Source organism: Sphingomonas sp. PP-CE-1G-424, assembly GCF_004341085.1.
Taxonomy (GTDB): Bacteria; Pseudomonadota; Alphaproteobacteria; order Sphingomonadales; family Sphingomonadaceae; genus Sphingomonas.
Genome location: NZ_SLXW01000011.1, coordinates 68,474 through 82,558, shown reverse-complemented (window position 1 = coordinate 82,558; position 14,085 = coordinate 68,474). Strand labels below are relative to the sequence as shown.

The following is a 14,085-nucleotide window of genomic DNA, read 5'->3' as shown; positions in this document are numbered from 1 at the left end:
AGCTTCTCCGAGCGTCGCGCCTGCAGGCTGATCGGGGTCAACCGGTCGGCGTGGCAATATGAGCCGCTTCGCGGGCAGGACGATGCTGTCCGCGAGCGGATGCGCGAGATCGCGAACGAACGTCGTCGCTTCGGCTATCGACGGCTGGCGATCCTGCTCAAGCGGGAGGGCAAGGGCATGAACCTGAAGAAGGTGTATCGGCTGTATCGCGAGGAGCGACTGACGGTGCGCAAACGTGGCGGTCGCAAGCGCGCGCTGGGGACGCGAGCGCCTATGGCGATCCCGCAGGAGCCAAACCAGCGCTGGTCGCTCGACTTCGTATCGGATGCACTGGCCTGCGGCCGGCGGTTCCGTATGCTGAACGTCATCGACGATTACAGCAGGGAGTGCCTGGCGTGCATCGTCGATACCTCGCTGTCAGGTCGGCGCGTTATCCGCGAGTTAAGCGCCATCGCCGAACGTCACGGGCTGCCGTGCATGGTGGTCAGCGACAATGGCACCGAGCTCACCAGTCACGCCGTCCTCGCCTGGTGCCAGGACACCGGGGTCGAGTGGCATTACATCGCGCCGGGCAAGCCGCAGCAGAACGGCTTTGTCGAAAGCTTTAATGGTCGCTTGCGCGACGAGTGCCTGAACGAACACCTGTTCCCCTCGCTGGCCGCGGCGAGACGGATCATCGAGGCATGGCGGACGGACTACAACACCGTTCGTCCGCACAGCAGCCTTGGCGGGTTGGCACCCGCCGAGTTTACGAACCGCCCCCGCCAAGGGCATATGGACACCGAAGCTAAGTTATCAGCGGCCTGAAAATGGGGAGCAGGTCATAAACGACCGACATTGGGCGAACAGTCCCCTGCCCTACGGCTGCCGGCCAGATCCATGAGCGGACATCCGCGCGCAAAATTGCGGCGTCCACAAACGGACGTTCGTTCAGGTCCGGCTTACGCCTCAGATTATCGAAGGCCAGCGAAGCGATAGGTAAAGACTGAAAGCCCCGCGCCCGCTAGATATCGCGTCGGGCGCGCTTGGGGATCGGCAATGCACAGATCGACGATCGGCTGGACATCGTGAAAAGCTTGCTCGTAGCTAGCGGTCCCCGGGGTCGAAGCAAGAATGCGGTCGGGTCGCGTCGCATCGTCGTCGACACGAAGTTCACGAACGCGGTTAAGCCGCGCCAGTACGGTAATTCCGGCTTCGACAGCGGCCACATCTACCAGCTCTACGCCTATCTCCGATCACAGGCCGGAACAGGCGACGCCGCCGCCGATGCGGCAGAAGGCATCCTGCTGTATCCCGCGGTCAACGAGGTAATGAACGAGTCCGTCTTTATTCAAGGTCATCGCCTGCGGTTCGTGACCGTGAACCTCTCCCTGCCGTCAGCGGACTTACGCAAATCTCTGTTGGACGCTGTGCGTGAGCCGACAGCAATCAGCACTGACTAAAACCCCTCTCGAGCGGCACCAAAGGAGTCAGGACGCCGCCCGTCCGGCATCCGATTCATCGCCCGGCAATGCCGTGAAAGCTAACACTCCTGCCGTTCACGCTACTTAGCAACCCTGCTGACCACCGTGAGGCATATTTGCGCCGCAAGATGGTGTTTCCCGGAAGAAGATCAAAACCTTGTCCCGGTTCTTATCGGAGGGATAGTCTAGCGAAACAGAGCGCGCCACCAGCGGGCGAGACGATCGCGCCAGTTGGTATCAATCCCTACCTCAGGATCTATCGGCATCGGCTCCGAACGATCGACTTCCTGGCCTACCGTTTCTCCGACCTCGACCGCTTCTGGCTTGAAGTGCCTGGCTTTGGCGCGATGGTCGCGCTTCCGTTCCTCCGAAACCTGCCTGTCGCTCCACGGCGGTGCCTCGATGACCTGGTTGTTCCGGATCACGTAATGCGAACGGCATGCGATGGTCCAGCTTCCGACGGAGGGATTGAGCGAGATCGTCTCACCGTCATACGTGATCTTCCAATCGGTCGGCGTGAGCGGCGTGACGATTTCCTCACCACAGCCGCAACAGCAGCTGTGGGACACGCTACCATACTCCAACGACACGTATAGGATGCCGGGCTCGAGCCTTTCCGGGAACTGTTCAACGAAATGGTGATCAAGTTTTTCGTACCGCATCACGGTTGATCCAGGTTCAAGAGCATGTTGCCATCGAGCGTGTAGGTCGAATGATGTTCGCCTTCGAGATCGCAGTAGAAGCCGCACAGCTTCTTCCATTTGATCACCGCGAGGATGGCGTTGAGCGCGTTCAGGTCCGCCACCTGAATGTTGGACGCATAGAGATCGCCTGCTCCACCACCAGCGAGCGGAATGCGCTGAGGCGCATTCGGGACCGCGCGGGTTTCGGGGGTACTGGTCGTGACCCGCAGAATGCCGGCAATACCCGAGTTGCCCAGTTCGAGTCCCATGCCGATGTCGATGAGCGTCGCGCCCTGACGGCTGAGACTACCCACGATAGCAGCCTTCGCGTCTCCCGCATCGAGGCTCAGAAAGGCGAAGTCGATGCCCTCTAATAGGTCAAGATTCGCGTTAGTGACTGCTTGTGGCACCGCCACAATGCCCCGGTGCATCCGCGCATAGATCGACTTATAATAGTCGACCTTCAGCGGCGCCTCCCGGAGTTCGTCCAGACTCGGCGCGCCGGGGGCACGAAACGCATTGTGTTGCAGAAACTCGTCGGGGTCGAACAGACGGATCTCCGCCACCGGCGTCTTGGCGACCATGTCGAGAATGTAGCTGCCGGATCCGCCAAGTCCGATGATCGCGATCCGCAACCCGGCCAGACGCGCAGTGAGTGCCCCGATGCCAACCCGGTCGGAAGCCGTTTCTACATAGTTGAAGACGCCCGTCGAATCCTCCTCGTGATCGAGCGCTCGATAGGTCCGTGCCGTTGCCTTCTCGTCGATCACGGCCGCCGGCCCGGCGACGATCGATGCGTAGGTCGTCATCTTGTGATGATAGTCGCGGTATCCCTCTGCCGGCTTGCTGGAAAACGCATGCTTAGCGGTGAGACCATTTCCGAAATCAAAATGGTATGTCTGATTGGCGATCGCCGCGATCTGGGTCCCATCAGCGTTGCATGGAAACTCGCCATCGAAATGAATCACGTGGGTGTCGGGTGGCCTCGTCTGGTCGCCGGCCAAGGTCAGGCTGGAGATGAGTGTGCCTCTGCGGACCGTGCGGTCCGCAGAGACGTAGGGAACCTCGCGCATAACGAGGAAACCCCCGACGATCTGCACGAAGTAGCCATCCTCGCGCAGTTGCGCGAGGTCGGCATTATGACTGAACAGTGCGCGTGACATTGAAGATCGTTCCCTTCTTGACTTCGACGTTGCCGCCGGCCCCGAGTTCACCCGAATGAGGCGCCGATGCCGCCTTGCGATAGGTCATCGAGAAGACGACGTTCGCATCATGTGGACCCGGGAACGCGAGTTCGACGATCTGCTCGAACGTCACCTCCGGCTTCGGCACCGTCCGGGCCCGCGTATTGACGATGATCTCGATTTCGGTGGGCGGAAGAGGCGCGACGTAGAAACGTTCGATCCCCGGCTCGTTGAGATCCACGAGTTCCGTCGCTGCGATCAGACGATCCGTGCCGCCACGGATCTGAAGATAGACGCCCTCCCCCGGCCCGGGCTTCGCGAGCTGCTCGAGCACGTGCCCGCTAATCGCCGGCTTACCCCACCGGAGTTCGTCGTCGTTGACTTCGAACTTGAAGTCGCGATCCGTCAAGAAGGCGACGAACTGCTCCGTCCCCTTGCCGCGCAGATCGAAAGGCTCGCTCAAGCGCACGTCCTCGAAATCTCCCGAAGGCAGAATGGCAAAGAGGCTATAGCCGCGTCCCGGTTCGAGACCGACTGCCTCCAGGATCTGGCTGCCGACCGGGATCGGGTCCGGGATCATGAGGGCGCGGAAGTCGAGGTTGTCCTGCGCGAACTGAACGCGGTAGGCCTCGGCGGGACGAAGCGGGCGATCCTCACGGATGGCGTCGCCGACGTCGTCGAAATCAATGGGAGGCATGGTCGGTAATCCTTTCGTCTGGGCCGGTCCACTCCGGCTACGAAAGGCTAATCGGTGCCGGTTCGGGGAACCGGAAAGGCGATCCTAAAAAGTTTTCGTGATGCTGCCCGCCGGCATGCTGCCGCACACGAAGAACGCCGGACACCGCGGACAGACGCGCTGACTCGGCTTCGCCGGAAAGTGCCCCGCCCGGATGTCGTCCATTGCGTCGGCGAGCGCAGTCCTGCGCCGACTCAAGACCAATGGGGTCATCGACAGCTGGGTAGTTGTGCCGCCGGTCAGATGCACCACTTCGACGCCAGAAGCAGGATGGTTGTCTGCAACCGCAAGAAGCGCGATAGCTGCCCCGAGATTGGTTTCGTCGGACTTGCGGTGAGCACCCGTCCTCACGCGCCGGAAGATCCGGCTTACATCGGACAGAACAACGTCGTCCGGTTTGAACACTATCTGGTCGGAACCCACGTTCAGCACGAGGGCGGACGGTCGCTCCGCCGGATGAGCGGCATGCAGGCCGCGAAAGGTCCTGACCAACTTGGTAGCCACGGCCCTGAGTTCGACGAAGCTACCCACCGTGTCCAGTCCGTGATCGTCGCACGCCTGATCGACCGCTGCCTGCAGATCGGCGTCATCTGCGAGATCGAGCTTCGCGAACACCATGGCGCGGACAACGGAACGTGCGGCCTCGTGCATGCGCATGAAGTCCGTTTCGACGCGTCGGCCGCCGATCCCCAGAACATGCGCATAGAAGAAGCGCCGCTTACACTTGTCCTTATCGAGCATCGCAATCTGTGAATCGCGAAGGCGTATCGGACCATCGATCTGCACCTTTATTGGCTCAACCTCGGGCGCGTGCTCGAGACAGTGCTGGAGCGTGGGCTCGGACCGTACAATGTCCGAGCCCAGACGCTGGAGGAAGGAAGACAGGGGCCGGTTCGAACCGGCCATGGTGGCTTTGGCGGCGTAGAGGAAAAGACGATCCCGCGCCCGTGAAGCCGCGACGTAGAACAAGCAGTCCCGTTCCTCGGCGTCGCCGGCCCGCAGGGCATCCTTCACATCCCCGGTCACGCCGCCGATCAGTTTCTCCGGTGGAAGACATTCCGGCGCCTTGGTGATGCCAGGCAACGTGTCATTGTTCATGCCGGGCAGATGGACGCAGGAGAACTCCAGTCCCTTCGATCCATGAATGGTCATGAGCCTGACCGCGTCGAGCCCTTGAGCCGCCGCAGGCAGCTGCCGCAGGTCGCGGTCGTCACCGATTGCGACCAGCCGGCGGATGCGGTCGAGAAAACGAGGGATTGCGTGCCCGTGCGCATTGGGCTGGATGCGAACGAAGTTGAGCAGCTGCCAAAGTGCGATGCCTTTCGCGCGCTCGGCGATCGACTGTGATGCCCCGATGCGCGCTGCGATACGGGTACGGTCCAGAAGCATTGCCGAAAGTACCCGCCACGGCGGCGTTTCGTCGTCGAACCCGTCAAGCGCATCGGCCAATCGGTCGAGCGCCTGTCGGCCATTCTCGGAAATTGCGAGTTTGGCTCGTTCGACCAGCCATTCGAGGGGGGCCCCCTCGTTATCCCGAAGCTCGTCAAGTACGAGCCCGACGTCAGTCAGCGACATCGCGAATTCCGGCATCGCGGCCACGCGGACGAGTCCCATCGCCCGCGGGTCCGCGAGCAGCGATAACAGAGCCAGCAGATCCTTCACCTCGGGGCGCTCGAACAGGCTGCCGAGGAAAAGAACGGGGATGTCCATCCGTTCGAGATCGCGCGCGATCTCACCAAGGCGCTCGTTACCGGTGCAAAGCACCGCCTGGTCGCGATACGGAACGCCGGCCTTCTTCATGTCTTCGATCGCGTCAGCGATCGCAACGGACTGATCAGCCTTGCCGGGCAACACGCGCAGTTCGACGGGATCCTGGCTCGGGCCCCGGTGGGCATGCAGGCCCGACGCGCCCTTGCTCGCGGTCATCTCTTTGGCAAACGCGGAATAGGCGGCGACCACCTCCTGGCGAGAACGGTAATTGATCTCGAGACGACCGGACGCCGCCCCCGGAAAATCGTCGACGGCAAACCGAGCCGTGCTCTGTGGAGACGCCCCGCGGAACCGATAGATCGACTGGCGCGCATCGCCGACGACCCACAGGTTGTTGCCCGAAGGACGAAGCGCCTTCAGGAGCCTGACGCTCGCCCTGTTCACGTCCTGATATTCGTCGACGAGTATGTGGTCGTACTGGTCGCCGATCTGCTTGGCGATATCCGGTCTGCCTTCAAGAAGTTCGACCGGAAGGGAGACGAGATCGCCGAAGTCGATCGCCTTTCGCGAGCGCTTCAATCCCTCGTAGACCTCGTATATCCTCGCGACTTCCGCCGCTTCGAGTGCCCGGGTGTGTCGGGGCTCGACGCCATTGGCATCGACCCGCATAGCCTCAGCACATCGAGCATACTCAGTAGCGCTGGCCACCTCGTCCTTCGCACGCGAGATCGCGGCAAGGATGTCACCGATCAGTCGGGTAGGATCGTACAGGTTCTGGTAGTGATCGAGCGAAAGACGGGGGAATTCGGCTTCGAGCAGTTCCACCGCCTCCACGCGGTCCATCATCCGTGGGTTCGGTGGAAGGTCGAACTGCGCACTCAGGCGGCGAATAAGATCGAGACCGAACGCATGGAAAGTCCCGATCCACATCGCCGCGGCCTTCTCCGGCCGCTTTTCCGCGATGCGCTCGGCCATCTCACCGGCCGCCTTGTTCGAATAGGTCAGAACAAGGATGCGACGGGGATCGACGTTCTCGTCCAGCAACTGGACCACGCGCGCCGTAAGTGTCTGGGTTTTACCCGTGCCCGGCCCCGCCTCGAGCAGAAACGGCCGCCCGCGATGCAGAGCGGCCGCAGCCTGTGCATCGTTGAGCGGATGCTCCTTGGCCTCTTTAACTTCCGGCGTGATCACCGGTAGCAGCAGCGCGTCGAAAAGCTGCTGGGCGACGACGTCGTATGGGGCCCCCATCCGCAACACGATTTCAGAAGCTAGAAGGCCTTCATCCAAGTGCATCCGGCGGACGGACTTGCGGGGCAGCAGAAATTCGCGCGCGAAAAGATCCATCTGGACCTCACGCCGTTGCCGGCGACCGTAGTCGACCACCCGGTCGATACCGGTCGGAGACGGCTCGGATGCACGTGCCATGTCCGGATCGAGGAGCGTCGGCGAAACCTGCGCATCCCCAAGTTCGTGATGGCCGATCTCATGGGCGACGAGGAACGCCTGCTCGAACTCGGTTCCGACGTCCTCATGGACGATCAGGTCGTCTTCCGGGATCAACGTCGCCCTGCCATTGTCGAGAATCGTCGATCCCGGCGTGGTCTTTTCGACGTCCAGACCGCGCGCCGCCGCTTCGCTGAGAACGAATGCATAGGGCTTTGTGGGATCGCCACCACGCACAACCGCTGCATCGTGCAGAGCCGAAGCCTTCCGGCGGCCAATCTCGACGGCGTCCATTGTTCATTCGTCGGTCATGAGTCTGGCGCGGTCCGCATCGGAGACCCCTGCCTCCACGAGAACCTGTTCGAAGCTCTTCTGCTCGACAAGCCCTGGTTCACCATCCGCCTTGAACCGCCGCCCAAGCGAAGCCTGAACCGTTCCCGCCATCGCAGCGACGACGTGAGGAAGCGGAATATCGAATTCCTCTGCCAGCACTCGTAGCACGGGCCTGGGAACCGTGGTGGCTAGAATCCGGTGCTCACGGAAGCACGTGACGACCTGCCGCGGAACGCCGAGAGCCGTCGCCAACGACTTTCCCCGGTCTCCCATCAGGGCCTGGAACGGATCGGCTGAGGGCGTCTGCGCAAGAACTGCGGAATAGCTTATCCACGCCGCATCGATGCGTGACTGCGCTGCCCCCGTAAGAGGAACATCCGAGATTTCCTCGTCGGTCGCAGACATGCGCGACAGATCGATCAGCTGATTGGCGAACTGCGGATAATCTCGCACGTATCGCTCCAGCGTCATCGATCCTTGGTCGTCTTCAAGCATGAACCGGTCGAGTACGTCGTCCAGATCGTTGGCGGCATTTCGGGAGTTCATTAGTATTCCCCAGATTGGAACAGCGCCAGGATCGCCTTCGTGGCGCGGGCCCTGTAGGTTCGAACGGATCGATCCGAGCATCCAAGAGCCTTAGCGATAGTCATCACCTCGGGGTCGTTCGATTCGGTCGGCCATCCCAGCAGCGTCAGGTGCATAGTCCTGCTTTGTTCCGGTGGCAGGGCGTCAATCGCTTCGTAGAGACGATCCCGGAAGAGTGGATCGGAAAAAATATCTTCATCAGGAAGACAAGATCCAAACCCTGCGGCTGCGAGCTGTCCACCGATTTCGTCGTCATCGAGCACCGCCTTGCGGTTTTCCTCCCGCCACGCCTTGTCCTGCGCGTCGAGACGCATTCGCTTGAGACCCAGATCGAACCGGACCTCGAAAAAATCCAGTCCGTCGCCCGGCAAGGCCCGGTCAGCGAGAAGCATTTCCCCGAACTTATCGAAAACCAGGGCCCGAATGCGCTCCTTTGTCAGGTCCAGCGTACCGTCAGACCCCTCGGCCTTCGGCAGCGACCGCCATATCCGCTCCATCAGGATCTTGTGCAGCAGCTCGAACCACGCGACGGAATTATCCATGCGGCTCGCGCGGATGTGATGGACGAGGCATTCCCCTGAGACGTAGTCGGGATCGTTGCGATCTTTAATGGCCGCCCTTTGAAGCAGGTCGTCACGAGGTGACCGCGAAAGTCGCTCCAGAGCGGTCGTGACCGCGGGAAGACGCTCGTACAGCTCCCCATCCTTGTTCCGTTTAATAAGCGGCGTGATCAACTTGCTCTCCCTGGCCGCGGTACGAGCGAGCGCGGTACCACCACAATCGATGCGACTTGGCTAAACCGGAAAGGCCCCCGCTGCTGCGGGATATTGTGCAAGTTCCAAGGCCATCAGACAATCGACGAGCATTCCATTTAGATCGGAATTGGATGTTTTGGCCGTCACTTGCTCGATTAACGAACGGCAAGTTTGAGAGCCCCCGCCGGAAAGCAGTCACGCAACTTTCCACCACCGGGCTTCCGGTCTTCGTTCTCACTGAGCTCCAATCAGGTTGATTTGATTGCCAAGATGACGGAACGCGCGGTCACGGCAGGTCAGCAAAATAACCTGCATTCGCGTTGCGGCGTCGGTCAGTATCTCGGTCATCATATCGAGGCGGGCATCGTCCGAATAGACGAGCGGATCATCAAGAATCAGCGACACCGGTACACCTTGCTCCAGCAGCATGTCAGCGAAAGCCAGTCGGGTGAGCACCGCAAGCTGCTCCTGAGTGCCACGGGAAAGGTCCCCGCAATTTTCGCCGAGCCCGTTACGCACGATCGACGTCAGGCCCAGATCATCCCCAAAGCTCGGATCGCAACCGGGCAGTAGCCGTTCGATGTGCCGACGCGCGCGCCGCGCAACCGGCCCGACGAACGTCCTTGAGGTCTCTGCACGCGCAGCTTCCAGCGTGTCGCGAAGCAGCTTCAGCGTTTCCGCCTCCTGTGTGACGCGCGCCAGGTTGGCGGCCGCAGCATCCGCTTCTTCTCGTGCAGCAGCAGCGCGGTCCGCCAGTCCCTTGCCCCCTTCCGCCTCAATCCTTGCCTCGAGCCCGGCGACCACCTTCTCCAGATCGATTCGCTGCGCCTTGGCGACCTCGACACGTTTGTCCAACACCCCGATCTGGCGTTCGATCGCCGCTACATCATGCGCTGTCGCAGCACGTTCGGCGTCCTGCAGACTAACCAGCGCTGCCGCTTCCCGCTGACGTGCACCCAGCAAAGCCTCATCCAGACGATCTACCTCAGACTTGCGTTCCAGAGCAGCCAGCTGCGCTCCGGCGTTGGCAGCATCACGCTCTGCGCTAGCCGCCTGAACCATCAGCGGCGCATTGCGCGCCTCCAGCTCGCGCAGTTGCGCAGACGCCGCCTCATCGACGCCCTCCGCCCTTGCGAGCGCTGAATCCGCCTCCGCCGCGATCACGCTCAACGCGTCGACGTCCGGTCCTTCCTCACTACCCTCCCCTTCAGTGCTTTCCGGCAATCCTGCCATGAAGGTCTTCAGGGCCGAAGCACCGGCGTCGAGACCGAGCAACGCCACGGCCGGCGTGATTCCAGATATCCGCGCTTCAAGCGTCCGCACGTTGGCAACAGCATCACGTGCGACTTCATTACGTGACCGCGCGTCGGCGACACTCGTCACCCCGTGGTCGGCCAACGCCGCGCCCAGATCATCTCGAGCGTTGGCGAGCGCCGTCTCGGCGCTTTGCAACCCCGCTGGCGGTCGGATGATCAACTCAGCCTCGCCAAGCTGGATGCGCGTCTCACGCGATAGCGTCTGGTCACCGCGCTCGACCGGCATTCCATCGATCCGAACGCCGCTTAGATCGCCCGCGAACTCGACCCGGGTCGCACCGGCCTCGACGGCCGCGCGCGCCTTGTCGACAGCACGTTCGCGTTCCTCCAGCGCCTTTAGGACGCTGGGCGGGATCATGGTCCTACCAAGCTCGCGCGCTGTCTCCAGTTCGGCCTCGAGGGGAAGCAGTTCGGTGTGCCGCTGGCGTACCTGGGCGATCTCGACGTGACGTGCTCGTGCGGCAACCAACTTGGTGGCACCTTCGAGCGCCGCGTGCGCCTTGCGCCGGTTGTCGCGGGCTGTAGCCAGCCGATCCCGCGCCGTACCCGCTCGCTCACGCGCACTGGTCAATTCCTCTTCTAGGGCGGATCGTTTCTCACTCGCCTTGCCAAGTGCTGCGGCCGTGTCACTGACAGCCTTCTGAGCATCGGCGAGACGCTCGGTAAGATCTTCGAGTCCCCTGACCTGATCAGCAAGGCGACCTTGCTCAGCCCGCCTGGTATCGCGCATCTGCGCTGCGGATCGTGCCACGTCGATCTGACCCACCAGCGCCTTTCGCCGCTCTGCGTCCGTCGTATCGGCAAGATCGCGGTCCAGCACCTTCAGCCTGGCTCGAGCAGCCTCAAGATCAGAGAAGCCCTGTTCGAGGGTGGCAAGCCGGGTTGCCGCCTCGGTCGCAGCGCTCTCGGCAGCGTCGTGCTCTGTACGAGCTGTCGTTTGGCGACCGCTAGGCCGGCCGGTGTTGGTCCAATAGTCTGCGAACTGGCTGTCGATACGGGGCCGGACACGCTGGTAGGCTGCGCCGCCCATAATTGCGCCAACCTCAGCCTCCAGCGTCGCACGCACGCTATCGCGGACGATGTCGCCCGGGGCCGTGACTTCAAGCGCCTGCGCCTGCCCTACCCAAAGCAGCCCCAGCGCACCGTGGGCGGCCGCGTCGCCGGCTTGGCTCGTGTCACGACGCGCGCCAAGTAAGGCCTGCAGCTGAGCTTCGGCATCTTCGCCTTGTGCACGGCCGTTTGGTCCACGCACCTCGACCGACGCACCTTTCAGGAAGCGCTTGTTGACCTGCCAGTCCTCGCCTCGCGCCTCGAAGCCGATCTCGATTTGCGGGGCGACGGCTTCGCCGTGCGGTGCATAGCTGCGCGCCAGGCGGTTGGCTGTGTTGTGCCGAATGAAGAAGGCCGCGCGCATGGCTTCGAGCAGCGTCGACTTGCCGGTCTCGTTGGGCTCGATAATGACGTTCAGGCCGTCGGTCAGCCCGTCGAGGACGAACGGATCACGGAACTTCCGGAAGTTGGACAGCGCGATGCGCCGGATCTTGAGACTCATGCTGCGTCCTGTCCGCGCTGATATTCCACGAAGAGGCGCTCGAGCGCCCGCTTGGCCGTGACCCCGTCGGTACCGCCGGCCTCGATCATGCTCATCAGCTTTGCGGCAGCCGTTCCGATCATCCCCTCCACCTGCAAATCTGCCAGGTCCTGCTCGCTTGGGCGGCCGACCAGATCATCTGCCGCAACCGCCAAATGGCGCAGACGATGACGCAGGTCATTGTCGAGCCTCCCAAGGATCGCGATCCGGTCGGAGAGGCTGACGATGCCGGCAAGCGACAGCTGCAGGAGCGTTGCCGACGGTTCGACCGGGCCGAGCAGCCGATCGCACTCGGCTACAAAGGCGTCCGCGTCAGGGACCGTCCAATCCCGCATCAGCCATTGGAACCTGCCCGTGCGGATCGGTGACACCACCGGCTCCACGCCCGGCTCAAGCGTTACGAGCAGCGCATATCCTGGTTCGTCTCGCTGGAAGCGATCTGTTTCCGGTGTGCCAGAGTACCAGGTTCGCGCGTCGACCCGCAGCGCTCCGTGCCAGTCACCGAGTGCAAGATAGTCCAGGCTGGAGCGCTGGGCGCGGTCGGGAGCGATCTGGTTTTGCGCTTCGCCACGCGACGAAAAGTCACGGATCGAACCATGGGCCAAGCCAATGCGCAGTGTCGCGCCCGGCGTCTCCATGGTGTCGAACAAGGCAGTTGGATCATCGAGGTTGTGCCGGTGCGTGAGCGGTGCCGGCAGAAGCCAGTGTCCAGGTTCCAGCTCGCACGGCACGGGCTCGGTGATGATGCGGATGTTCGCCGCCCGTTTGGCGCGGACACGGTCCCACAGACCGCTGTTGCGGGCGAAGTCGTGATTGCCGGGGAGCAACCACCACGTGCAGGCATATCGCTGCATCCGCGACACCGCCTGCACAATCACGCGATCTTCTGGACCCTCGGTATCAAAGACGTCGCCGGCGACCAGGACATGGGCCGCGCCATGCTCGACCGCGGCCTTGCCGATCGCATCGATCGCGTCGAAGCGCGCTTCGCTGAGCGCTGCGCGGACATCGCTGGCGAAGCGACCGTACGGCTTGCCCAGCTGCCAGTCTGCGGTGTGGATTAAGCGTAGCATAGGGCTCTCTTGATAACTTCGGGCCCACGTGTCGAACGCTGCCGCCACTCCGCCGTTCTGCTGGCAACCATTATCTCGAGCGTGTTCTTGTTCAGGACGCTAAGCCCGCTGCACGAGTTGCTCGATGGTGTCTGGCTCGGCTTTGATCAGCGACAATAAAACACGCGCCGGCGCATCTGGCTGGCTGCGGCTCTGCTCCCAGTCCCGCACTGTACCCAGTGGGAGATGGTATGCGCGGGCAAACTGATCCTGTGTCTTACCCGTACGCTTGCGGATCGCGGCGACATCGATGGGCGCTGCTACCCTTGTGTGACCCGTTTCCCCATTGGCATGGGCAATAGCATCACTGAGGCCGGCTGCGATCTTGTCGAAGGCACTCTTCATTTTTTCCTCCTAAGGCTGTCGGTCAGCGTCTTGGTGAAAGCGGCAAGGGCATTTCGCTCACCCTTGGTGAGATTGGCCTTTTCGTTTTTTCCAAACACGGTCAGCAGGAACGTCGGCACATCGATGCCCGCATAATAGGTGATGACCCGATACCCGCCAGATTTACCGCGGCCCGGCCGCGCTACCCGTAACTTACGGGCCCCGCCACACCCCGGCATGATCTCACCGGCTTCCGGATTGGCAGCGATCAGGTCGACCACCATCTGCTGCTCCTCGGCACTCATGCCAACGTCCTTCGCCGCCGCAAGGTAGGCATTGGTTTCGATGACCGACTGCATGCCAGAGCATGTACGGGTTACCCGTAGTTAGTCAAGCGCGTCGTGTCGTCAGGGGGACCCAGCCTGTTCGGAGCGATACCACCATCAAGCGATCCATCACTCGCAGCCTCTCAGCCTCGCTCTGTTACGTGAACGAACGGCTGCTTACCGGCGATCGCCGCCTGAAAGCGGACAGGCGGCTTTCCACCAGAAGGGCGGCAGCGGTCCTCAAAAGACAAGATTAACCCGACATTCGCGCGCTCTTTCCCGCTTCCCTACGTTGGCCGTTCGTTCATTTGGTTGGACGTCAACTCGCTCCGGTTTCTGTGCGGTACACATGGAAGGCAAGCAGCCATGGCAGTCGTGGGGCGACATATTTGGGAACGCCGATTGCCGACCATCGGTGGATTGTCGTCCAATCTCGATCCCACCGATGAATAGCGTCAAGATTGCGTTCGAATTCACATGCTGCCAGGCGCCGTGCGGAAGAAGCGCTGATGCCTCAACGAGAT

General features: G+C 62.1%; 12 protein-coding genes. 2 read left to right on the top strand and 10 right to left on the bottom strand.

All coding sequences use genetic code 11. The annotated features are described in order from the left end of the window. Positions 1–807 (top strand): IS3 family transposase (locus tag C8J43_RS20125; RefSeq protein ID WP_243645707.1); only part of this gene is annotated, 807 nt, incomplete at its 5' end. 218 nt (positions 808–1,025) lie between these two features. Continuing rightward, positions 1,026–1,442: a hypothetical protein gene (locus tag C8J43_RS20120; protein ID WP_133032395.1), complete on the top strand. Its 417-nt coding sequence runs from the start codon at positions 1,026–1,028 to the stop codon at positions 1,440–1,442. A gap of 206 nt (positions 1,443–1,648) precedes the next feature. Here C8J43_RS20120 and C8J43_RS20115 read toward each other — a convergent pair whose 3' ends face one another. The 10 genes from C8J43_RS20115 to C8J43_RS20070 form a co-directional block, all read right to left on the bottom strand. Beyond that, the gene (locus C8J43_RS20115; protein WP_133032394.1) at positions 1,649–2,125 is read right to left on the bottom strand and encodes a DUF6527 family protein; all 477 of its coding nucleotides are present in this window, start codon (positions 2,123–2,125) and stop codon (positions 1,649–1,651) included. Beyond that, complete coding sequence (locus C8J43_RS20110) at positions 2,125–3,309, bottom strand: ThiF family adenylyltransferase (protein ID WP_133032393.1); 1,185 nt, start codon at positions 3,307–3,309, stop codon at positions 2,125–2,127. Before C8J43_RS20110 ends, C8J43_RS20115 begins: the two co-directional genes overlap by 1 nt. Further along, positions 3,284–4,027 (bottom strand): multiubiquitin domain-containing protein, encoded by a 744-nt coding sequence (locus tag C8J43_RS20105; RefSeq protein WP_133032392.1) that lies wholly within the window; start codon positions 4,025–4,027, stop codon positions 3,284–3,286. Before C8J43_RS20105 ends, C8J43_RS20110 begins: the two co-directional genes overlap by 26 nt. An 84-nt stretch (positions 4,028–4,111) precedes the next feature. Then, positions 4,112–7,513: an ATP-dependent helicase gene (locus C8J43_RS20100; protein WP_133032391.1), complete on the bottom strand. Its 3,402-nt coding sequence runs from the start codon at positions 7,511–7,513 to the stop codon at positions 4,112–4,114. 3 nt (positions 7,514–7,516) lie between these two features. Further along, the gene (locus C8J43_RS20095) at positions 7,517–8,098 is read right to left on the bottom strand and encodes a hypothetical protein (protein ID WP_133032390.1); all 582 of its coding nucleotides are present in this window, start codon (positions 8,096–8,098) and stop codon (positions 7,517–7,519) included. Beyond that, complete coding sequence (locus C8J43_RS20090) at positions 8,098–8,871, bottom strand: sigma-70 region 4 domain-containing protein (protein WP_243645705.1); 774 nt, start codon at positions 8,869–8,871, stop codon at positions 8,098–8,100. The genes C8J43_RS20095 and C8J43_RS20090 overlap by 1 nt, the downstream gene beginning before the upstream one ends. A 255-nt stretch (positions 8,872–9,126) precedes the next feature. Then, complete coding sequence (locus tag C8J43_RS20085) at positions 9,127–11,760, bottom strand: AAA family ATPase (protein ID WP_133032388.1); 2,634 nt, start codon at positions 11,758–11,760, stop codon at positions 9,127–9,129. Continuing rightward, positions 11,757–12,872: a DNA repair exonuclease gene (locus C8J43_RS20080; protein ID WP_133032387.1), complete on the bottom strand. Its 1,116-nt coding sequence runs from the start codon at positions 12,870–12,872 to the stop codon at positions 11,757–11,759. Before C8J43_RS20080 ends, C8J43_RS20085 begins: the two co-directional genes overlap by 4 nt. A gap of 99 nt (positions 12,873–12,971) precedes the next feature. After that, complete coding sequence (locus C8J43_RS20075) at positions 12,972–13,256, bottom strand: transcriptional regulator (RefSeq protein WP_133032386.1); 285 nt, start codon at positions 13,254–13,256, stop codon at positions 12,972–12,974. Continuing rightward, complete coding sequence (locus C8J43_RS20070) at positions 13,253–13,594, bottom strand: type II toxin-antitoxin system RelE/ParE family toxin (protein ID WP_133032385.1); 342 nt, start codon at positions 13,592–13,594, stop codon at positions 13,253–13,255. The genes C8J43_RS20075 and C8J43_RS20070 overlap by 4 nt, the downstream gene beginning before the upstream one ends. Positions 13,595–14,085 lie beyond the last annotated feature (491 nt).

What these genes read in the sequence shown, in the direction of transcription:
- C8J43_RS20070 (WP_133032385.1), bottom strand. Translation starts at nt 13,594, where the DNA reads ATGCAGTCGGTCATCGAAACCAATGCCTACCTTGCGGCGGCGAAGGAC.
- C8J43_RS20105 (WP_133032392.1), bottom strand. Translation starts at nt 4,027, where the DNA reads ATGCCTCCCATTGATTTCGACGACGTCGGCGACGCCATCCGTGAGGAT.
- C8J43_RS20100 (WP_133032391.1), bottom strand. Translation starts at nt 7,513, where the DNA reads ATGGACGCCGTCGAGATTGGCCGCCGGAAGGCTTCGGCTCTGCACGAT.
- C8J43_RS20085 (WP_133032388.1), bottom strand. Translation starts at nt 11,760, where the DNA reads ATGAGTCTCAAGATCCGGCGCATCGCGCTGTCCAACTTCCGGAAGTTC.
- C8J43_RS20115 (WP_133032394.1), bottom strand. Translation starts at nt 2,125, where the DNA reads ATGCGGTACGAAAAACTTGATCACCATTTCGTTGAACAGTTCCCGGAA.
- C8J43_RS20095 (WP_133032390.1), bottom strand. Translation starts at nt 8,098, where the DNA reads ATGAACTCCCGAAATGCCGCCAACGATCTGGACGACGTACTCGACCGG.
- C8J43_RS20075 (WP_133032386.1), bottom strand. Translation starts at nt 13,256, where the DNA reads ATGAAGAGTGCCTTCGACAAGATCGCAGCCGGCCTCAGTGATGCTATT.
- C8J43_RS20080 (WP_133032387.1), bottom strand. Translation starts at nt 12,872, where the DNA reads ATGCTACGCTTAATCCACACCGCAGACTGGCAGCTGGGCAAGCCGTAC.
- C8J43_RS20110 (WP_133032393.1), bottom strand. Translation starts at nt 3,309, where the DNA reads ATGTCACGCGCACTGTTCAGTCATAATGCCGACCTCGCGCAACTGCGC.